This is a genomic window from Halomonas sediminis (assembly GCF_044871105.1).
Taxonomy (GTDB): Bacteria; Pseudomonadota; Gammaproteobacteria; order Pseudomonadales; family Halomonadaceae; genus Vreelandella; species Vreelandella zhuhanensis.
In genome coordinates, this window is the sequence record NZ_CP085246.1 from 935,843 (window position 1) to 956,187 (window position 20,345).

General features: G+C 53.2%; 23 protein-coding genes and 1 pseudogene. 5 read left to right on the forward strand and 19 right to left on the reverse strand.

What is annotated here, in order from left to right:
* The first annotated feature begins 75 nt into the window (after positions 1-75).
* On the forward strand, positions 76-876 hold the full coding sequence (locus LG290_RS04510; protein WP_499836411.1) for a hypothetical protein: 801 nt from the start codon (positions 76-78) through the stop codon (positions 874-876).
* Positions 877-1,637: 761 nt separating this feature from the next.
* On the opposite strand, the gene LG290_RS04515 is transcribed toward LG290_RS04510, so the two are convergent.
* Positions 1,638-1,883, reverse strand: a complete 246-nt coding sequence (locus LG290_RS04515; RefSeq protein ID WP_499836412.1) for a site-specific integrase — start codon at positions 1,881-1,883, stop codon at positions 1,638-1,640.
* Positions 1,884-2,420: 537 nt separating this feature from the next.
* Between LG290_RS04515 and LG290_RS04520 the strand changes: the two genes are divergently transcribed.
* Both LG290_RS04520 and LG290_RS04525 read left to right on the forward strand, forming a co-directional pair.
* A complete protein-coding gene (locus LG290_RS04520) occupies positions 2,421-3,167 on the forward strand; it encodes an endonuclease NucS domain-containing protein (protein WP_499836413.1) in 747 nt (248 codons plus the stop codon).
* A 114-nt stretch (positions 3,168-3,281) separates the two neighbouring features.
* Entirely contained in the window at positions 3,282-4,007 is a 726-nt protein-coding gene (locus LG290_RS04525; RefSeq protein ID WP_499836414.1) for a hypothetical protein, read from the forward strand.
* 68 nt (positions 4,008-4,075) lie between these two features.
* Here the strand turns inward: LG290_RS04525 and radC are convergent, their stop codons facing one another.
* From radC to LG290_RS04575, 10 genes are all read right to left on the reverse strand, one after another.
* A complete protein-coding gene (radC, locus tag LG290_RS04530) occupies positions 4,076-4,573 on the reverse strand; it encodes a RadC family protein (protein ID WP_499836415.1) in 498 nt (165 codons plus the stop codon).
* Positions 4,574-4,660: 87 nt separating this feature from the next.
* Positions 4,661-5,134, reverse strand: a complete 474-nt coding sequence (locus tag LG290_RS04535; protein ID WP_499836416.1) for a YqaJ viral recombinase family protein — start codon at positions 5,132-5,134, stop codon at positions 4,661-4,663.
* Positions 5,122-5,271, reverse strand: coding sequence for a hypothetical protein (locus LG290_RS04540; protein WP_499836417.1), 150 nt, complete (start codon positions 5,269-5,271; stop codon positions 5,122-5,124). The genes LG290_RS04535 and LG290_RS04540 overlap by 13 nt, the downstream gene beginning before the upstream one ends.
* Before the next feature lie 122 nt (positions 5,272-5,393).
* A complete protein-coding gene (locus LG290_RS04545) occupies positions 5,394-6,083 on the reverse strand; it encodes an ERF family protein (RefSeq protein WP_499836418.1) in 690 nt (229 codons plus the stop codon).
* An 81-nt stretch (positions 6,084-6,164) separates the two neighbouring features.
* The gene (locus LG290_RS04550) at positions 6,165-6,338 is read right to left on the reverse strand and encodes a hypothetical protein (protein ID WP_499836419.1); all 174 of its coding nucleotides are present in this window, start codon (positions 6,336-6,338) and stop codon (positions 6,165-6,167) included.
* Positions 6,339-6,546: 208 nt separating this feature from the next.
* Positions 6,547-6,942, reverse strand: a complete 396-nt coding sequence (locus LG290_RS04555; protein WP_499837134.1) for a hypothetical protein — start codon at positions 6,940-6,942, stop codon at positions 6,547-6,549.
* Positions 6,888-7,741, reverse strand: a protein-coding gene (locus LG290_RS04560) for an IS5 family transposase (protein ID WP_499836420.1) whose coding sequence is annotated in 2 segments (ribosomal slippage) — positions 6,888-7,399 and positions 7,399-7,741 — 855 coding nt in all. Because the reading frame shifts where the segments join, the coding sequence is not laid out codon by codon here. The genes LG290_RS04555 and LG290_RS04560 overlap by 55 nt, the downstream gene beginning before the upstream one ends.
* A 9-nt stretch (positions 7,742-7,750) precedes the next feature.
* Complete coding sequence (locus LG290_RS04565; protein ID WP_499836421.1) at positions 7,751-8,542, reverse strand: hypothetical protein; 792 nt, start codon at positions 8,540-8,542, stop codon at positions 7,751-7,753.
* Between the two features lie 188 nt (positions 8,543-8,730).
* Entirely contained in the window at positions 8,731-9,699 is a 969-nt protein-coding gene (locus LG290_RS04570) for a DUF932 domain-containing protein (protein ID WP_499836422.1), read from the reverse strand.
* A gap of 221 nt (positions 9,700-9,920) precedes the next feature.
* Complete coding sequence (locus LG290_RS04575) at positions 9,921-10,127, reverse strand: hypothetical protein (protein ID WP_499836423.1); 207 nt, start codon at positions 10,125-10,127, stop codon at positions 9,921-9,923.
* A 650-nt stretch (positions 10,128-10,777) separates the two neighbouring features.
* Between LG290_RS04575 and LG290_RS04580 the strand changes: the two genes are divergently transcribed.
* A complete protein-coding gene (locus LG290_RS04580; protein WP_499837024.1) occupies positions 10,778-11,014 on the forward strand; it encodes an IclR family transcriptional regulator domain-containing protein in 237 nt (78 codons plus the stop codon).
* Positions 11,015-11,502: 488 nt separating this feature from the next.
* Here LG290_RS04580 and LG290_RS04585 read toward each other — a convergent pair whose 3' ends face one another.
* The 6 genes from LG290_RS04585 to LG290_RS04610 form a co-directional block, all read right to left on the reverse strand.
* Positions 11,503-13,107 carry a gamma-glutamyltransferase family protein gene (locus tag LG290_RS04585; RefSeq protein ID WP_499836424.1) on the reverse strand — a complete coding sequence of 535 codons (1,605 nt, stop codon included), beginning with the start codon at positions 13,105-13,107 and terminating at the stop codon, positions 11,503-11,505.
* 24 nt (positions 13,108-13,131) lie between these two features.
* The gene (locus LG290_RS04590; RefSeq protein ID WP_499836425.1) at positions 13,132-14,643 is read right to left on the reverse strand and encodes a tripartite tricarboxylate transporter permease; all 1,512 of its coding nucleotides are present in this window, start codon (positions 14,641-14,643) and stop codon (positions 13,132-13,134) included.
* An 18-nt stretch (positions 14,644-14,661) separates the two neighbouring features.
* Positions 14,662-15,120, reverse strand: a complete 459-nt coding sequence (locus LG290_RS04595) for a tripartite tricarboxylate transporter TctB family protein (protein WP_499836426.1) — start codon at positions 15,118-15,120, stop codon at positions 14,662-14,664.
* 81 nt (positions 15,121-15,201) lie between these two features.
* A complete protein-coding gene (locus LG290_RS04600; RefSeq protein ID WP_499836427.1) occupies positions 15,202-16,176 on the reverse strand; it encodes a Bug family tripartite tricarboxylate transporter substrate binding protein in 975 nt (324 codons plus the stop codon).
* A gap of 144 nt (positions 16,177-16,320) precedes the next feature.
* A complete protein-coding gene (locus LG290_RS04605) occupies positions 16,321-16,851 on the reverse strand; it encodes a chromate transporter (protein WP_499836428.1) in 531 nt (176 codons plus the stop codon).
* Positions 16,848-17,387: a chromate transporter gene (locus LG290_RS04610; RefSeq protein WP_499837025.1), complete on the reverse strand. Its 540-nt coding sequence runs from the start codon at positions 17,385-17,387 to the stop codon at positions 16,848-16,850. Before LG290_RS04610 ends, LG290_RS04605 begins: the two co-directional genes overlap by 4 nt.
* Before the next feature lie 610 nt (positions 17,388-17,997).
* On the opposite strand from LG290_RS04610, the gene LG290_RS04615 reads away from it, so the two are divergent.
* Positions 17,998-18,669, forward strand: a complete 672-nt coding sequence (locus LG290_RS04615; protein ID WP_499836429.1) for a GntR family transcriptional regulator — start codon at positions 17,998-18,000, stop codon at positions 18,667-18,669.
* A gap of 167 nt (positions 18,670-18,836) precedes the next feature.
* Here the strand turns inward: LG290_RS04615 and LG290_RS04620 are convergent.
* Together LG290_RS04620 and LG290_RS04625 are read right to left on the reverse strand one after the other, a co-directional pair.
* Positions 18,837-19,293 (reverse strand): annotated as a pseudogene (locus tag LG290_RS04620) (transposase family protein); the annotation flags it as partial.
* A 64-nt stretch (positions 19,294-19,357) separates the two neighbouring features.
* Positions 19,358-20,275 carry a LysR family transcriptional regulator gene (locus LG290_RS04625; RefSeq protein ID WP_499836430.1) on the reverse strand — a complete coding sequence of 306 codons (918 nt, stop codon included), beginning with the start codon at positions 20,273-20,275 and terminating at the stop codon, positions 19,358-19,360.
* Positions 20,276-20,345 lie beyond the last annotated feature (70 nt).

Sequence of the window (20,345 nt, forward strand, 5' to 3'; positions counted from 1 at the left end):
TACATCGTAAGTTAATTTCAGGACACCGATTATGGCTGCCTTTAGTCGTCGGGTGGAACGCAGGAGAATCTTTTGATGAGTTGCATCAAATGCGGTGGGCAATTAGCGAACATCAATGGTAGAACGTTTAAGGAGGCGCTGGGGTTTACGAAGGCGGCTTTTTCAAAAATGAAATTTTCAAATATCCAGTGGGTGAGCGTATGCCCATCATGCGATGCTTATGCTCTTGGCGCTGAGACAGTTCATCCTTGGCCTTTTCAAGCAGCGGATGGAGTCATGCGGGTTGTCGATGATTACGACCAAGGGCGTGTGTCTGCAAAAAGCAAAAGCTTGGAATTTATTGGTTTTGAATTTTCTGAAGCCGCGGTTCGTAGCGCGAACTTACTGCTTAGAGTCGAAGCCGAAAGTAGCCAACTCCTAGAAGAAAGAGGGGCGTTACTAACAAAATTATCGAGTACAAAGGAATTCCTTCTTTTTTCCCAAGGCGTATGTGAGTGGGGGCGGGGACAACGTGTTTGGGGGAATTTGCAACGGCATTACGAACCTGAAGACCTTGGGCAAGTACTCAAATCTTGGTTGATTTATGCCATTGAATCCGCCGACGATGAAGAGGCTATTACCAGAGGCGAAGAAATAAAGGGTCTTGGTGTTTCTTTTGCCAGTAAGCACTTGCGAATGTTAAGGCCAGATCGCTATGCAGTCCTCGACGATGTGTTCAAGCAGGGTTTAGGCATTGCCTTAAATCCTAAGGGCTACCGTTTATTCATGTCTGAACTTCGAAAACTTGCCAATGAGCTTGAGCAACCATTGAGAGTCGCAAATTTAGAGGCCGCTGTGTTTTTGTTGGTTCGCCAGGCCGTCAGGGCAAAAAATTGATGCCTGAAAAACTCGGGCACAGATAAAAATTTTCGTGCAGAGGGCAATATATGAAGATGTGCTTAACGGCAGCTCTTGGCCGGATACTGAACGTCAGACTACATTGATTTCAAAGGCTAGGTACCTGATGACATAAAGCCGTTATGGAGAAGAATATTCATTGTTTATCAAATCCAAAACGTTTCTTTTGAATACAATTAGGAACTAATATGATTAATAAGATAATACTAAATTCATCATGGCGTATTTATTGTTTAGTGCCCATTTTTACAATCCTGTTAACTGGGTGCGGAAGCTCAGAACCGACTGCAGATGAAGCTTATCGGGTGGGCTATGACATCGGACTTGCAGATGAATGTAGCAGGTACGGCGAGCGAAAGGAACAGATGCCATCTGCATATGATGACTCTCTCGATAAAGATGAACTCTCATCGGCATTCCAAGACGGATATTGGGCAGCCCGAAGCGAGCCGCGGCCTTGTAAATATGACTAATATATAAGTCTTTGTTGAAGAAGCGCAATCAATGTTCCCTCTACAGCACTTTGCGCTGCCAGTTATATCAGATCACTTTTAAGGGACGCTTCTGGCCGGGTAACGACGGCCCGAAATAGGCCGTCGTTCATCCTCATCAAACTTCTGTCTGTTCTGCCATTTCCAACGCGTCATCTACCTCTATCCCTAGATACCTGACGGTGCTTTCCAGCTTCATGTGACCCAGGAGCAGTTGCACTGCCCTCAGGTTTTTCGTGCGACGGTATATCAGCGAAGCTTTTGTACGGCGCATCGTGTGCGTGCCATACATTGCGCATCTAGACCTATTTCGTTGACCCAGGCTTTCACAATACGGGCATATTGGCGCGTTGAAAGATGCTTTGCGCTATTGATTCGGCTAGGAAACAGGAAGTCTTCGCTTCGGAGCTGAGCCAGCTGTATCCAGTCGATAATAGCGATGCGAGCCTGCTCGGTAATTTCGAACTGGACAGGCCGATGCGTCTTTTGCTGCATCACAATGGCTCGTGGGGATATGCACGCACCATGGGCTATATCCCGTACTCATAAATTGACAAGGTCGCAGCCCCGTAATTTGCTATCGATGGCTAAATTGAAGGGGGTGAGGTCTCTCGTCTTTTTGGCAAGCTGTAGGCGCACACGTATGGCCCAGATATCTCGAAGGCGCAGAGGTGCCATCTGCTCAACTAACTTGCCTTTATTCCAATATTCCAAGGTATAGGTTTACAGGAAATTTCTGTCAAAACGTTCATGGCATGTTCCTCTATCAGGTGGAGGACAAAGAATGGCTCAATTCATGCTCGTCATATGCTAAGGTTAATTTACAGTCGGGCTCGACCCAAAGCGGACGCATAGGGAAATGCAGCAGGTGCGCAAATTTGGATATGCAGACTACTTAATAATTCATAGAATCAGAGGCTTGGGAGGATTTAGCAGGCTGCATTTTCAGATGAGCATGCTGGTACTGGCACGTTCACCCAATCATAGGACAGGCCGTCTAATACCTCTTGGGCGTCATAGGAGGAGAGTTTAATGCCATCGATGTATGACAGGCCCGTTCGTATTCTGATGCAGGACATGATCCCAGCACTTGGCATCTCTCCTGGCGATACGTTCACGCGGGAGCAAGCTGTTCATTGGTTCGCCGAAAACTATCCAAAGATCAAACAAGGCACCGTCGCTGCACACTTGGTTCGTCTCTCCACCAACGTGCCGACGAGATTGCAGTATAGCGTGCGATCCGATGGATCTGATGATCACTTCTACAAGATCGATAGCAGCACTTTTCGGCTATATGAACCCGGAAGAGACCCCACTCCGATCTCGCAATCCACTCCAGTTCCTGAAGAGCCATCTGAGTCACCCTCTGACGGAACTGGCGAGTTTGCCTATGAGCATGATCTCCGAGATTTCCTAGCGAGGAACCTTCAACTTCTTGAGCCGGGCCTTACCTTATACACCGATGAGGGCATCACTGGCGTAGAGTTTCCCGTCGGCGGTCGGTACATCGATTTATTGGCAGTTGATTCATTTGGAAATTACGTCGTAATCGAACTGAAGGTATCTAAGGGCTATGATCGAGTAGTCGGCCAGCTCCTTCGGTACATGAACTGGATCAAGATCAACCAAGCTGACGAAGGCCAGAGTGTTAGAGGTGTGATTGTCGCGAAAAACATTAGTGAAGATCTACGTCTGGCTTGTGCTAGGTTGCCAAATGTCGCATTAGCTGAATATAAACTGGCTGTATCGATTAGACCAATATCTGGGCTGAAGGCATGACGCCCAACAAATCGCTACAGGTGACGTTTGACCCGCAGCCCACTTTTACTACCGCAAAAGCAGACGGCGCCTCAAAAGCACCTGAGCCAAGGCGTTAGCTTTTAAGAGATAGTCATGGAAATTCAGCAGCATGCAATAAAGAAGCTCGCCAATTCGATGAGAATCTACGTTGAAACACACGTTTATTTTCAGCGACTAAAGAATATTGATCTAGAAGAGGCTGTAGACAACCTTGATCGAGCTTTTGAGGCTAAGTTAGAAGCATTCCATAGTTTATATGATGTGACTAAGTTGGATATTGATTACTTTGCACACGGAGATACCGCAGCTTTAATTCTCTTACGTAATGCAGTTCATCATAGAGACCACTTGCTTTTTAGGAGCTGGAATCAAGATATGGCACTAAATGAAGGATATAAGAAATATCTTGGCGCGGAGTTTCTTCTCGCTGGTTATAAGTTTTCAGACTCTCCAGCTATGATGCGCTACTTCTATAAGCTTGAGGATTTCTACTTCAGAATCGATGAGAGCCTCGGCTCGCCGTACCTTGAAAATCGAATGAAAGCATCAAATAGGAGAAAGCTCAAATATCAACTAGACGTTGATTTGCACTTTTCGGATATAAAACAACGAGCAAAAGCCGATAGATACCCAGACCATCAAGTTTATATAAACGTTATGCCAATATTTATTTCGGCTGTTTGTCGAGTTTTCAAAGCATTAAAGGAAAAAGGCGTCGAGTTTATTGGGTTTGATGCAAAAGCATACGAAGAGCCATTTATCAATGAGCTTGAAGTAAACTTTGCAAAGGTAGTATATGAACCTTTACGCATCATTTAAAAATAACTCAGATGGAACCACGGCGCTTATCGAAAGAAAGCGCGTGGTTCTATGCTGTCATGTAATCTTTATAACCAGCCTCGCTCCGCAAACGAGACATGCCCCTCACTTCCCACTACTACATGATCAATCACGCGGATATCCATCAGCCCGAGCGTTTCTTTGAGACGCTGAGTGATGCGGCGATCAGCATCGCTGGGCTTGGGGTCACCACTTGGGTGGTTGTGAACCAGGATCACCGCGGCAGCGTTATAGGCAAGCGAGGCCTTCAACACTTCACGCGGGTAGACGCTGGCAGCATCGATGGTGCCGCGAAACATTTCTTCGAAGCGGATCACGCGGTGCTGGCTATCCAGAAACAGCACGCTGAAGACTTCATGCTCGTAATCTTGCAATAGAAGCTGCAGGTGCTCAAATGCCTGGGCAGGCTGGGTAATCTTGCGTCCTTTGGCTAGTCGGCGGCGGGCAAAGCGCTTGGCCATGTTGATGATATCGGCCTCGGTGACCGGGGCAGTGACATGATAAGTCCCTGCCACTTCCCCGGCTTTCAGTTTGGTATGTGTCATGGTTCCCTCCAAAAATAAAAACGCCGGGGTTGGCCCCGGCGTCTATAGGCGTGAGATAGCGTGTTGAGTCGTGGTATAGGGCTCGCGTCACGCGGCCATCACCTGGGCCAGGCGGCGTTCCATTTCCTCGTGAAAGGCGTCGACCCGTTCGGCAATGCTGCGAATCAGGATATCATCACGATAGGCCCGCTTGATAAACAGCGGCATCCCGGGCCAGTAGCTCACGAAGTCGATCCATTCCCGCTCGCTGACCCAGAGCCCGCCTTGGCATTGGGCGATGTGCTCGGCAGGGATCTCGCCATTGAGCAGCACCTCGATCTGGTACTTGGGCAATTTGGTCTTGATTTCCAACAGGCCGTTTTCACCCACCAGGCTGTCGGGCGAGTAGCCCACGCCCTGGTTGAGAATGATGCCGACTTCCCGGGGCGCAGGCTCGCCGGTGGCATCGCGGTAGAGCTCTCGGGCCACGCCTTCCAGCTCATGCCCACGGCGGGTATGGACGTTGCCCTGAAACGGCTCGGCCAATTCGCCGGTAATCCGTTCGCCCATCAGTTGGTGCATATACGAAAAAGCCCCGGTGCCAAATCCCCGGGGCCTTTGCCCTTGACCAGCAAGGTCTTGAGTTCCGACATGGTGACGCGCCCTAAGCGTGCCGCCAGCCAGTCGGGGGAGCCTTGCGCCATTGTCAGCAGTTGCATGGGATCTCCTTTTTAAAGGGGGGCTAGGCAGGTTATTGAACGGCGCGCTTGGAAAGCGATGCCCGCAGCTTGTCAAAGTCAGCTTGCGGCACCTGGACCGCCGCGCCGTACTTGCCGCTGAACTACTCCTGGGTCGTGGCCGGGCATTGGCTGATCAGCCGCTGGAGTTGCCCCGCCTGGAAGGGGGTGACGCTTTTGATGCTCCCAGCTTGGTTGCCATTGTCGTCCTGGCCTCGGGTGGTGATATTGAGCAGGGCGCAGAGCACATAGCGCCTGCCATAACTGGTGGAGGAGCCGAATGCCTGGACGGCGTTCTTGTTGCCGCTCATGTCGGCGGGCAGCAGCATGCCGGTCTCTTCACGGTGACCATCTTTATGCATCAAGACCCCGGTGATTTCGATACCCCGTTCCTGGGTCTGAATGCGAAAGCTCACCGCAAAGCCGTGCTTTTGCATGATCGGCCGGACGGTATCCACGATATCCTCCAGGGTGGCGTACTTGCCGTTATTGCCCTGGCCATGTTCTTCGATGCTTGGCAGTTCGGTCTGCATGGCCGCCATGGCAGTGCTATAGGCCATCATCGCCTGGCGATCCATGACACGCTCCTGCATTTGCAGCAGCCGCTCCATTTTGTCGATATCCACGTCTGGGTTCAGCGCGGCACGCTCGATCACTTGGATGATCGCGGTGCTATCGGCCGTGGGGTGGGCATCCACCGAGGTTGGCGTATTGGCCGTGGTGGCGTCTGCTTGAATGGCAGAGGGAACTGAATGGCGGGTGGAAGAATTTACCACATGAGTACGTTGTGCCATGGGGCACCTCCTGTTCTGTTGAAGCGATAATGCGGGGCGTAGAAACGCCAATGCGGGGGTGAAGTGGCGGAAAGTAAAAGATTAGTCGGGCAGATAATCCCCCAGCGCCGAAGGATCGATGCGCTCAAGGCGCACCTCCGCCCGGTAAAACGCGCCTTTGGCACACACCAACGACGTGGCGTGATGGGTTTGTTGTTCCAGCAGTTGCTTCGTAAGTCGGGTCAGTGCGGTTTCAATCGCATGGGAAATAAACATCCTCGTGTTACCTCGCGGCATAAGCCCCACAGCAAAACGCCCAGCCTGTTAAGGGCTGGGCGTTTGTCGCAGTGGTGAAAGAGAAATACTCAGGCAGAGCAATATCCAATCATTCGGTATGCAACTCTGCTTAGAAGGTCATAGCAAACCATTAATGATGGGCCGGATTATTGCTAATGTAGATGGTCCATTCTTGAAGCTCCATCGGTTAACGATAAAGATGATGGTCAGGATTTAGACCGATCACCTCCATATTTTCGTCATAACAAACCTCTTGCATGCAGTCCGATGTATCGGCAGCTATAGGAATGTGTTGAGGGAGGTATTCCCTAGACAATTTGTAGTTAGTTCCATCGCTGTCAGTAAACGTGCAAAGGTCCCCGCGAGGATCGCACCACAGATCATAGACATTACCAGTTGCTGATACTTTAGTGGACACTATTTCCTGAGTATCATTTTGATAATAGGTGACATGATCATAAGACCTTCTATCCATAAAAACCGGCTTCTCAATTTTCCCGTCGATTGCCCGATTATAAGCACTATGATCTAGGTTTTGTACGAAAAGTTGGCTCGCAAGCAACGGTCGATGCACGCCACGCATACCATCGCCTTAAAGCTACTTGCCAACTTTTCATAGCGTGTGGCAATGCGGCGTAATTCTTTAAGCCAGCCAAAGCAGCGTTCTATCGCATTCCGTTGCCGATATTTGGGTTTATCGAACCGCCTGGGTAGCCCAGGCCGGGTTCTTCGGTGCATGTTGCGCTGAGCAATCACGGGTTTCATGCCGTGCCTGTCGCAATAATGACGCAACTCATCGCTGTCGTACCCTTTATCAGCCACCATATAGCGACTACGTTTGCGTGGTCGCCCGACGTTACCTGGCAGAGAGATTCTCTCCAACGTGGGAACGAAGTGCCGAGAATCTGCTTCTTGACCAGGAGACAGCGTGAACACCAGAGGCCAGCCATGACGATCACAAACCAAATGAATTTTGGTTGTTAAACCCCCGCGACTACGGCCAAGTGCATGGTCTAGCGGTTCTTTCGAGCCCCCTTTTTACCGCCTCCAGCGGCAGCGCGTGTGGCTCGCACTGAAGTGGAATCGATCATCCACGTGTCCAGGTCCATAAGACCATCTTCGCGTAACTTGAGCTGCAAGCGAGAAAGAACCGCTTCAAAGGTGCCATCATCACGCCACTTGCGGAATCGGTCATACACCGTCGACCAAGGACCATATCGCTCAGGTAAATCACGCCATTTGGCGCCAGAGCATAATACCCAGAAAATGCCATTGAGCATTTGTCGGTCATCTCGCCTGGGTCTACCCATGGATTGAGGGGGCGACACGATATCTTCAATCTGTGCCCAGCCGTCATCAGAGATCTCGTAACGTCCGACCATTGCTTTCCCCTATGCTGCTTTTGCATAGGTAAAATTAGCAGATAAGGCTTTTCGTACAAAACCTAGACCATAAACAAATCCATCACGATTCAGACACATAATGGCGCCGGAGGGACAAAAGCCTCCATCAGCTTGAGTAAAAGGAATGTAATGATGAAGTTCGTTTAATGCTAAACCATCTACCCTATCGCCATCGGGAAAGATGACACTGTAGTCATTGCCATTTTTGAGAACACTATAATGATCTTCAGGGAGCTTCGGTTCCTGATAAATGGCACGCTGGCTTACCGGTATATTCCAGTAGGCATCGTGATCGTTTTCAATAACGTCATGAAAATTAAAATCATTAGCCATAGGGCCTGTCATGAAACGATGAGCTTTAACATGATCACCTTCCATCTGATGAAGGTAGTAACCTTTTGTTAAATGAAAAAAAGCCCCATTAGCTGCCGTGACAGTACCTTGCTTTATATGACCTAGGAATTGGTCTGTATTCATGTCCTGACACATTCCATCAGTCGAACAAATGATACTCATATGGTTCGGATCTTTTCTAACAGTAACACGCCCTGTTTTTATATCACGTATTTTTAAATTTTCTGCTCCTGATAAATCAGGTACACTACAAGTCATTCTTTTTGAATTTGATTCGTAATATATTCTACATGGAACTTCATCAGGATATTTGGCAGTAAGTCGTAAAGGAGTATCAACATACTGCCAATCACTGGCATGGATATCAGCAACCACACCAAAGGACACGATAGCAATAATAGTTTTCAGTGAATTCTTAGCTGACAAAGGATTTCTCCATTTTTAGGTGGGGGGTGACTGATAAGGTTAACTTGTCTTATGCATATTTGTGAAACATTATCTAAACTTGGTTAATCAAATTCCCCTCATTTTGATAGAAAAATACCCACCCAGAGCGCTAATTGTGGCTTCTTAAGCTTTTTCATCCGGGCGGGAAATTCGAGTTTTAGGCTAACTTAACTGACTAGGGCCGATGCGGCATTCAGTGCTTCTTGCTTGAGCTGTGCGCCTTGACCGAACCAGGCTGAATCCATACGGGTATCGTTACTGCGTGCCCGCTTGTCGTGATCGACGTACTCGGTTACGGCATTGAGCAAGCCCCAAGCCGTATCTTTGGCCGTTACCAAGTGAGCGCCCCGGCCTTCACCGTGATAAAGCTTCTGCACTTTATTCAGTGCCCGGTAGTTGGGTAGCTTGGTCGGATCGTCTATTGGCTTCTCAGCCCCGCAAATCACCGACTGAAAATACTGCTGCGCTTCGCGGTGGTCAATTTTGCGCTCGGTCAAGGTTTTCATGCGGTACATAAAGTCGTTCCACTGGGAGACCGAAATCCCCAGCTGACGCTTCACGGCACGCGGATCAAACTCTGAGCGATGCGGTACCTTCACCGCTTGCGTGGTGCCATCCACGGCAATCTGCAGGGTGTTGTTGCACACCACCCGCACCGTGGTGGGGGTGGCCATGGTCGCCAGCGTGCCGTCGCACGAGGTGGCCAACAGCAGGTAATCGTTGACCTCATCCTGGCCCTTGAGCGAGGTGCTCAGGCCACTGCGCGCCAAGGCCCAGAACTTGCGCCCACCTTTCAATACCCCAGCAGTCTCCAGCTCATACTCGGCGTACTCGGTCAGGTCGCGGTAAAACTCCAAAATTTCCTCGGGCTGCACCACCTTGTAGCGCTGCGAGACCACCGACAGTGGCGCCTTGGAATCGGAACGATAAAGCACCTTCTGCTCGGAGAAGGAATGAATGCTGCCCAGGTGGCTTGCGCCTTCGGCAATAAAGCGCACCGGCGCTTCTTCGATGTGCCAATCCATCCCGGCTTGCTGCTGCCAGACGTCCAACGGTTGGTTGCGGGAAAGCTGCTGCCCCAGGCCATGCCAGGGGGTATCGCCAACGTAGGCCATTTGTTCAACGAGATGTGCCATGAAAATGACTCCTTTAAAACACGAAAACGCCGGCGGGTAGCCAGCGCATTAGGTTGGGCAAGAAAGAGGGTTAGCCGCCAAGCGGCGAGAGGGTCAGGAGGGGGAGGCCACCGAGGGCGTCGGCTGACGAAAGGCATAGCCGCACGCCAAGCACAGCCAGGGCGTGCCTTCACCGGGCGGCATCCATTGAGAGAAACAGCGTTGCACGGCGAGAGAGCCCGCTAACCCACCGGTACTTGCGCCCATGACCGCCATAGGTAATTGGCAAGTGGAAAACGCGAAGCAGGGTCAGGGGTGCCATCGGAACTGAACGAGCGATAGGCCCCGACGGCACCACCCATCAGTGCGCCACTGGCAATGCTGAGTTGTCGGGCTGTCTCGAGATTAAGCGTGCGTGTGGCTGTGCAGCGTAAACAAGGTGGGGGCATGGAGCGCACTCCTGTGATTGAGAAGATCCCAAGGGCTGGGGGACACAGGAGTGATATAGGTCTCAAATAATGTTGAGCACAGTTTTCACCGTCATGCATGCGCAGACTGGTTTTACACCAGGTGAATTTTTACCGTTATTCAGTGATCTGAATCACACCAGGTTTCGTGGTGGCCTTAATTCTTGAGCATGTCAAAATCTAATAACACCTACTCCGCTGAAGGCCGGCACTTGGGCGAATTTACAGGGCCGACTTCCTTATCCAGCCTATGGCTGGATCGCCAAGAATCACCATGCTCTGTCAGTCCTGCGCCATTAGGCGATAGGCGATAGGCGAGCATATTGGACAGCATCGCGTCGTCACCGTCGCCAAAAGCTACCCTAGCATGTTGATGGAGCAGCTCGAACTGTGGGCCGTGCCGGTGACACTCCTCAAGAGCCCATGCCGCTGGGCCCGGCTGATAGAGGGCATCGACCAGGGAGCTGGTGAGCATCTGACCGGTCTCCCTCTGGCGCAGGGTCCAGTCGAACGTGGGCTCCACTTGGCCGACAAACGCACACAGGGATGATCTTACCCAGCATTGGTGGACACCGATCTAAGCGATCATTCGGGCCTCGAAGGCCTCTGGGCTGATCATTCCAATGGCACTGATGGGTATCATTCAGGAGTGCAGGACATATGGTGTTGCGTGGAACAATGCTGAATTTTTCCTTGGTGACCTTAACATTGCAGCTCCGGTGCTAAATGCAGCAGGTGAGCCCGTAGCGGCTGTGCATATTACCACGCCCAGCAGTCGTTGGACTCTTCAAGATGCTCTAGGCAAGCTGGGGCCACTTTTAGTGGAGTGTGCACGAGCGATCACGAAGGCGGCCAGAACAAAATCCTGAGCGAGTGCAGGAAGACGATTTCGGGCCACCAATTACGATAAACCGGCGACAGGCTGGTTGTCGTAGATGTCTTGCCTTATGGTTCTTCGCTAGCGGTCGGGCTGCTGCAGATTCAGCTGCGCTCCAACCGGCAAAGCTGGTCGCTATGCGCCTTTCGCATCCTTGGCGCTCTTGCGCTCCGTGCGCTAATGCGGGCCGGTTCGTTCCTCACCAGCCCTTGAAGGACCAGCTACGCTCGCACAGCTCAGGCGCGGCCAGCGCTTCGCGCACGCCTTGCCAACCCCATTGCTCCAGCGCCTGTTCGTTCCTCACAAGCGCTTACGCTAACCCTAGCTGCGACTACAAAACAGGCGCAAGCGCCGCTGTTGTTTTCTCTGGCTGCCTTTTGCGCAGGGCTGGGAGGTCTCGGCGAGAGTAACTGGGTTATTTTGCATGATCGAAAGCTCTGAACGATTGGCACTGGTGATCGCCCATATGTGGCGATTTGTCTACCAAGCGACGGCCGCACCGTCCGTACGCGGCTCGGTACCGGCGCTGAGCGTACCGCTGTCCGGATCGCGCAGGATGATCTGGCCTCGGCCGAAGCTCAACGCATCGGTACGCTTGACCACATCGTGACCGCGACGCATCAGCGCTTGGGCTAAGTGGTCTGGGAAGTGAGGCTCGACTTCCACGGTGCGTCCGGCAGTCCACTTCCAGCGTGGAGCGTCGAGGGTGGCCTGCGGATTGAGGTGCTCGTCGAGCATGCCGGTAATGACCTGGACGTGTCCCTGGGGCTGCATGAAGCCGCCCATCACGCCGAACGGGCCGATAGCTTGGTCGTTGCGGGTGATGAAACCGGGGATGATAGTATGGTAGGTTCGCTTGCCCGGCTCTAGGCTGTTGGCATGCTCACCATCCAAAGAGAAGGAGCAGCCACGGTTCTGTAAGCTGATCCCGGTGCCGGGCACCACAACACCAGATCCGAAGCCCTTGAAGTTGCTCTGAATGAAGGAGACCATGTTGCCATCGGCATCAGCCGTGGCCAGGTAGACAGTACCGCCGCGAACGGGGTCGCCCGGCTTGGGATCCAGGGCCTTCTCGCCGATCTCCTCACGGCGCTGGCTTGCGTAGCGGGGTGAGAGCAGATCCTTGACGTCGACCTTCATATGCTGACGTTCGCTGATGTAGTGGAAACCGTCAACGTAGGCTAGTTTGATGGCCTCAATGCGCCGATGCAGGGTTTCCACCGCATCGAAACTGGCATCCATGCCTTCCAGCATATTCAGCGCCATCAGGGCGATCATACCTGAGCCGTTGGGCGGGATTTCCCAAATATCGTGGCCGCGATAACGCACGCTGACGGGATCGACCCACTCGGGCTCGAAGGCAGTCAGATCTTCCTTACGCAGGAAGCCGCCATGCTCGGCGGCATGCGCCACGATGCGCTCGGCCAGCTCGCCCTGATAGAAATCCTTGGCATTGCTGTCAGCGATCGCACGCAGGCTGTTGGCGTGATCGGGAGCCCGCCACAATTCGCCGATGCGTGGCGTGCGTCCGTCGATGGCGAAGGTATCGAACCAGGGCTTGAACACGGCATCGTCATAGGCGCCATAGGTGGCGTGAGCTTCTTCCCACATTTGGCTGACCACCGGCGAGATGGGAAAGCCCTGCTCGGCGATATCGATGGCCGGGGCCAGTAGTGCCTTAAATGGCAGTTTACCGAAGCGCTGGGATAGCGTGGCCCAAGCGGCCGGGGCGCCGGGCACAGTGACCGGAAGCCAGCCGTGCAGTGGCATCTTCTCGTGGCCCAGCGCACGAACCGCCTCGCGCGAGATGCTCTGCGGTGCTGGACCGCTGGCGTTTAGGCCGTGTAGCTTGCCATCGATCCAGACGATAGCGAAGGCATCACTGCCGATGCCGTTCGAGGTAGGTTCGACCACGGTCAGTGCGGCGGCGGTGGCGATCGCCGCGTCTATCGCGTTGCCGCCCTGCTTGAGGATATCCAACCCCACTTGTGCGGCCAGCGACTGCGAGGTCACCACCATGCCGCGCTGGCCATAGGTCACCATGCGACGGGAAGGAAATGGATAGTAGAGTGCATCGTTCTGCATCGGAACTCCTGTACCGGGCCGGCGTTAACCTTCGCCCAGGGGCTTCTTGAGGTTGAGAGAAATCTTGCGGTTCTGCAGTAGTGCGAACGCTACCGAGGCGATGGAAAGCGCGAAGAAGGTGGCCGACAGCGGGCGAGTGAAGAAGGTCATCCAGTCTGGATCGAGCTCGAGAGCACGGAACATCTGGTTCTCGAGGTTTTCACCCAACACTACGCCAAGAATCAGCGGTGTCAGTGGCACGTTTGCTTTCCACAGCAGGTAGCCGAGGATGCCGAAGCCGAACAGAACCCAGATATCGAACAGGTTATTGTTCAGCGCGTAGGAGCCAATGGCGCAGAGCATCAGCACAGAGGGGACCAGGATCTGCTGGGGGATTCGCGAAATTTTGGCGAACCAGCGCAGCAGGAAGAGCTGGCATGCCACCATGATGACGGCACCAATTAACAGGCTGGCATAGATGCTGCCCACGAGTACGGGGTTCTGCTCGAACATCAGCGGCCCGGGCGTGATGCCATGCAAGATCAGTACACCCATCATGATCGCCATGGGCAAGTCGCCCGGAATGCCTAGCGCCAGGGTCGGGATGAAGGCGCCCCCGGTCACCGCGCTATTGGAGGCCTCCGATGCGATGATGCCATTGGGGATGCCGGTACCGAAGCGCTCGGGGTGGCGCGAGAATTTCTTGGCTTGGTCGTAGCTGAGGAAGTTGGCCACCGTGCCACCAGTGCCAGGCAGAGCGCCTACCAGGCTTCCGATCAGCGACGAGCGTAGTATGTTGAGCTTCTGACGCGAAAGATCGCTGAGAATCTGGCGATAGGGGATGGAGACCGAAGTATTGATGCTCTGCTCGTCGCCTTTCTTGGCATTCAATTCCTCGATGTTGTTCATTAGTTGCGAGAAAGCGAAGATACCGATCATCACCGGCAGGATCTCGAAGCCGGAGTTGAGAAACTCTAGGCCGAAATCAAAGCGCAAGTTACTGTTGCGATCGAAGCCCACCGTGGTGATGAACAGGCCGATGGCCGCCGCCATCAGCCCCTTAATCAAGGCGCCGTTGGAAAGGCCGGCGACCAGAGTCAGAGTGAAGACGATCAGCGCGGTGATCTCCCAGGGCCGGAAATTCATGCTGAACTTGGCGATCAGCGGGCCGAAGAAAATCAGCATCAAGACGCTGAACAGCGTGCCGAAGAAGGACGACAGCATGCCGATGCCTAGAGCCCGGCCTGGCTCGCCGTTTTTGGCCATGGGGTAGCCATCGTAGACGGTCGTGATGGAAGAAGGCGTTCCAGGGATGCCCAGCATCACGCCGGAGATGATTCCCCCAGAATAGCCACCGACGAAAACGCCTACCATCAGAGCGATCCCACTGACCGGATCCATGGCGAAGGTGAACGGAAAGACGACCAAAATTGCCATGGTCACCGTGAAGCCGGGAATGCTCCCGCCGATGATGCCGAACAGTACCCCGGCGAAGATCAATGAAAGAGTATAAACATCGCCGACCTCTCCCAGCGCCTGTAGAAATGATTCGCCCATGAGTGCGCTCCTGTAAAGTTAAGGTAGCCAGACGTTCAGGCCGTATTTGAATATGACATAAACCAGCGGAACCAGAATGCTGGCGGTGGCCAGGTTGACTACCCACTTGCGACGCGTATCAACGCCCAGAAGTAGCGCTTGTGTCGTCACCATGAACGCCATGGTGGAAACTAGGTAACCGAGAACGGGAAGCAGCGCTGCATAGCCGCCGAAGAGCACGAAGATGCCTAGCACTTTCAGGTTGCGTTCTGGGTGCTTCGCAGACGTTTCTCTATCTTCTGCAGTGGCTTTTCTGCAGGAGTGAAATAGCAGCAAGAAGGCGAATGAGGCGATACATCCCAGCAGTATTTGGGGGTACAGTGACGATTCATAGGCCTGCCAACTCGTCTTTTCGGGAATGTTGCCCGACTCGACGAACAGAATGGCGACCATGAGCAGAACTGCAGTTGCGAGGTAGCGATCCTTGGTCATATGCATGACTGCTCCAGGTTAAGCTGATGGGTCGGCCGGTCAGGCCGCTTTATGCGGTCTGTATCGGGCCGACCCAGACAGAGCCGACTATTTTGAGAAGTCGATATTTTCGGCGACCTTCGTCAGGGCGGCTTCATTGGCGCTCAGGAACTGCTGGTACTCATCGGGCGACTTGTAATTTACCACCGAGCCGAATTCGTTCTCGATACGGCTGGCGACGGTCTCGTTTTCGAGCGCTTTCTGGTAGGCGTCGGCGATAATCTGGATATGCTCCTCGGAAGTCCCCTTGGGCGCGAACAGGCCGCGGCTGGTGGCATTGACTAGGTCGATGCCCTGCTCCTGCAGAGTCGGCGTATCGGGGAGGGCGTCGAGGCGCTTTTCGTAGGCCACACCCAGTGGATGGAACGAGCCTTCCTCGAAGAAGGAGCCGCCGGAGGGCATGTTGAGCATGGTGAAGTCGATCTCTTCGGCCAGCAGCGCCGAGACCTGCGAACCGGTGTCCGGATAGCCAACCATACGTACGTCTTCCAGAGGAATGCCGGCTTCCTCGAGAAACTGGACCCAGAAGAAGTGGTCGGTGGAGCTCGGGATCATGCCAATACGCACATCTCCCTTATTCTCTTTGACGTACTCGGCGATGTTCTCGGCGTTTTGTGCCTGGTGGCCGGCATAGGTGGTGGGAATGTTGACCGTCTGCGTCAGCAGAGCGATGGGTTCGAAGGCGCCATAGGAGTAATCGGCCATGCCGGCAAGCTTGGACAGGGCGATGGTGTCGTGGCTGCCGAGCAGGGTGTAGCCATCGGGATCGGCATTTTTGACCTCGCGAGAGCCGCGGGTAGCGCCGGCGCCCTGCATATTGACCGGGACGATGGACTGATCGAAGCTTTTCTCGGCCTCTTGGGAGACCAGGCGGAAGATGATATCGGTGGCACCACCGGGACCGAAAGGAATGACGAGCTTGATATCCTTGGCGGGGTAATCTTCAGCGGCTTGTACCGATGAGAGACCTGCCAGTCCCAGTGAGGCAATAGCGACGGTGAGAGTCAGTAAGTTGCGCTTCATATGTATACCTGTTTTTGTGAGTGTTGTTGCAAGCTTGGGCCGCTTCATGACGAACCCGGGGGTGGCCCGCCTGCAGGGAGGTAGGCCGTAAATGCGCATGCTGTGTGCTTATAGTTGTTGTTCAATTTCGGTTCGAGGCATTCGTCAACCGAGAAGTAACCCTCCATAAGCCAGTGCCGCGAGCACCACGAAAGCGGGATGAATCTTGAACCGGATCAGGGCGAGTGCGGCCACGGCCGCGATCAGCAGAGTATGGATTGGACCGGATCCTTCCAGGCCCTCTGTCAAAAAGCCCAACGTCAGCCACGCCATCATCAGGGTAATGACCGGGCGCACCCACTGGCTCATGCGCTTGACACGCGGGGAGTCCCGATGACGGTAGAGCACTCCGAGCGCACCCAGCATGAGCAACAGCGAAGGGACGACCGTCGCCAGTACGGCGATCGCTGCGCCGCCGGCACCAGCTACCTCGTAACCCACGTAACCCGCCATTTTGGTCGCGATGGGGCTGGGCAGAGAATTGCCTAGGGCCAATGTCTCTGCGAATACTTGGGAGTCCATCCAGCCATAGCGGCCGACAACCTCAGCCTCGATAAGCGGGATGATCGCCGGTCCACCGCCGTACCCGATGATGTTGGGTATAAAGAAGGCCAGGAACAGCTGCCAATAGATCACTCGGTAGCCTCCTTCTTCTTGAAGGAACCGGTGGGGAGTAGCAGTGCGGTGGCCAGCAGCACGCCGATCACCCAGCCGGGGTGAACGCCCAGCCAGTAGATCAACCAACCGGCCACAGCCATCAGAGACAGGCTCGCGATCCAGCCTAGGGCGATACGGGACTTGCTCCAGAAGTCCCATGTCAGTTGCGCCATCATGACCATCACGACCGGAACCACAGCCTGCCCCATGCCGTGAATCCATCTGACGTCGCGATAGCGACTGAACAGACCGAGCAGCAGTATCATGACCACAATCATCGGCAAGATGACGGCAATAACCGCAGTGATGCAGCCGAGACTGCCGCCGACGCGGTAGCCGATGTAGCCTGGCATCTTAGTAGCGATGGGGCCGGGCAGGGTATTAGCTATAGCCAGGGTATCGGCGAATTCCTCTTCGTCGAGCCAACCATAGCGCCTTACTACTTCCTGATGAACAAGAGGGATCATTGCTGGCCCACCGCCGAAGCCGAGGAGACCAATGCGCAGGAAAGCCATGAAAAGGGAACTTTGATTAGCCAAAATTAAACTTCTCTTTTATTCGTTATTTTTAATAAAATCGATTTTTAAAGCATAAGTCGAGTAATGTGAACGAGTCAAGTTTTACCTGCATTGCTCAATAATGGATGTGAAAGGGAGCGGATCGTGTAGAAAGAATGACGATATTACTATTAGCTGGCTATCTATATTCTGTATCTTGGTCTAGTTAACTGATGCTTTGCGAAGAGCTCAGAATTCGTCATGAATCTTCGCTGAAATGGCGGAATAGTTCCGCCAGGCATCGAACATGTCGAACACAGTAGTGGGCAGCTTGACGGTTTTCAGGGTGAGATTTATTGAAGTGGTGTTGCTGAAATTGGATTCGTGGAGTTTGCCATTTCAACTACTGGCTGCAGCGATCAGGCCGGCACGAAGTTATCGCCATTGATTCCGCAATCGGCGGGCTCGACAATTCGTCAGACATTGGAGCCATCCGTACTGTCTCTTTGCGTCAGCATTGTTATGCTATAAATCTTATTATGAAAAAAACGATTTTTTGCTATAATTTCGAGCTGAATAGCGCCAACCTGGCCAGGCCATTCATCGTTTGGTTAACGAGTAGCACACTATGACACTATCAGAATCGGCGAGCGCGACTGTCTCTACGCAGGTCTTCAATGCCTTGAAAAAGGACTTGATCCGGGGACGTTTCGCGGCTGGGGAGAAGCTGGCCATAAGCACTTTGAAAGCACATTATCAGGTGGGACTGAGCCCGTTGCGAGAAGCGCTCAACCGGTTGGCAGCCTATGGGTTGCTAGTGCAGGAGAATCAGCGTGGGTTCCGTGTGCCGACGATGTATCTAGAAGAGTTGAATGATATCGCCAAGCTGCGCTCGCAACTAGAATGCATGGCGTTAGCCCAAGCATTCCAGAATGGCGATGCAGAGTGGGAGTCGCTGTTAATCGCGGCCCAGCATCGACTTAAGCGAGCCGACGAACAGCCGCAACAGGTCGAGGAATGGGAGCAGGCGCACTTACGCTTTCACCGTGCGCTATTGGCACCCTGTGGTTCGACATGGCTATTGCGCTTTATTGAGCAGTTGCATGATCAGTTTGATCGCTATCGTCGCTTAGCACCGCCCAATCCCGAGGTGCGCCGGGTGCTAGATGTCCAGCATGGCGAATTGGTAGCTTTGGCGTTGGATCGTAATATTGGTGACGCACGGTCACTATTGGCTGACCATATTCGTCTGTCACATAAGGTTGCCATGGACTGCTGCCGGTTATCCTCAACCGGTTGACTATTTCTCAGCGTCCGTCACTGCTTAAAGTCTGCTCTCACTGTCCACCAAGTCTGGTATTCTACAGTTTTGCTTGCCCGTTACCCTACTTAGATTACTTAGAACCTATCCGTAAATAATATTTAACGTACGCGGTATCTTCCGAAAAGCAATAATGGCGGTATGTCCCGGTAGCTGGCATCGGCACATAGGTAATTGGAGCGGCGAAAAGGCGGGCTGAGGCGCTTGACCTGGATGGCAGTGAGTGCGGACTCGAGCTGGTTGACATCGCGCCGGTAACGGTAAGCGTTAACGGGACGCCACTCCCGTCGACCAGCAGGTGGCGCTTGCTCCCGTTTTTCTACCCGATCAGTCGGGCTGGGACCGACCTGCTCCTGAGGCAAGGGAGCCTTTGCTGTCGCTCCATCAATGATATTCTCCATCTCGTCATACTCGGCCGGCAAGGCCTTCCAACTGACATCCAGTGCACAATGTTTCGACGACTAGACGAGCAGGCTTGGGTTTACGTCCACCGCCAGGCTTGCGCCGTTATTTCTCGTTCGCTGGCCTTGGTTGCGCCGGTGGAATCAGTGGCTCTACGCAGCTCCGGAACTCATCCGCGACTTCCCAAGATTTTGCACCCATGGTGAAATCCTTAACATTGATGATTCATCACAGCGTGGATCAGATGCTATTTACGGACAAGTTCTTAATCCACTAGGCAGTCCAGCTCTTCTAGGTAGCTTTCTAACACCAAGTTTGGCGGCGCCCCTTTCCGAGTAATGGCGCTGTAGCGGGTCACGTACTGGCAGGTATCCGGCATCAAGGTACGCATTTTACCATCCCGGACCCAGCGGTATGCATAATGAGTCGGTAGGTACCCAATGTAACAACCAGTGAGGATTAGGAAGGCAATTCCCTCGCGATCGGTCGCGGAAGCTAATTCTCTGAGAGGTTCCAGACGTGCCTTGATCTCCGGTGTCTGAGCATACGCTGGCATTACAGCATCATATTCGGATAGCGTTTCAAGACTCACCGGCTCCAGCTCAAAGAGGGGATGGCCGATACCGCAGTAGAGATGAGAAATTTCCTCGTAAAGGGAGCGATATTGCAGCCCAGGCAGTGTCTTTAGGGTTGGTACCACGCCGGTGTGCAGGCGACCATCCAGTACTCCGAGCTCAATGTCGTTGGGTGGGGTCATGCGAATATTAATCTTTACTTCTGGGCCGCGTTTCTTTAACGCCCTGAGAACGTTGGTTATATGCATTTGGGGTATGGTCACCAAGTTATCGGTGATGCCGATATTTAGCTCGCCCTTTAGCCTGGCATGCAAGCCATTTACCCGGGTGCGGAACCCCTCAACAGAGGCTAGTAGCTGAAGCGTTGCCTCATAAACTTCAGCACCTTCGTCGGTCAATGAGAATCCGCTACGGCCACGCTGGCAGAGCCGCAGGGTAAGCCGTGTCTCAAGATCGCTCATGGCCATGCTAATTGCCGCGCGACTGATGTTCAGCTCGACTTCCGCAGCCGAGAAGCCACCACACTCAACGACTTTACGATAGATCCTGAGTAATCGCAGGTCGGTATCACTGACCTGTCCAGCTATGGCCGTATTGCGACGCTTCATGCCGTTTCCCCTGATGACTGATCTAAAATGAAGTGAAAGTTAAGCAAATGCTTTTATGAAATTAAATATA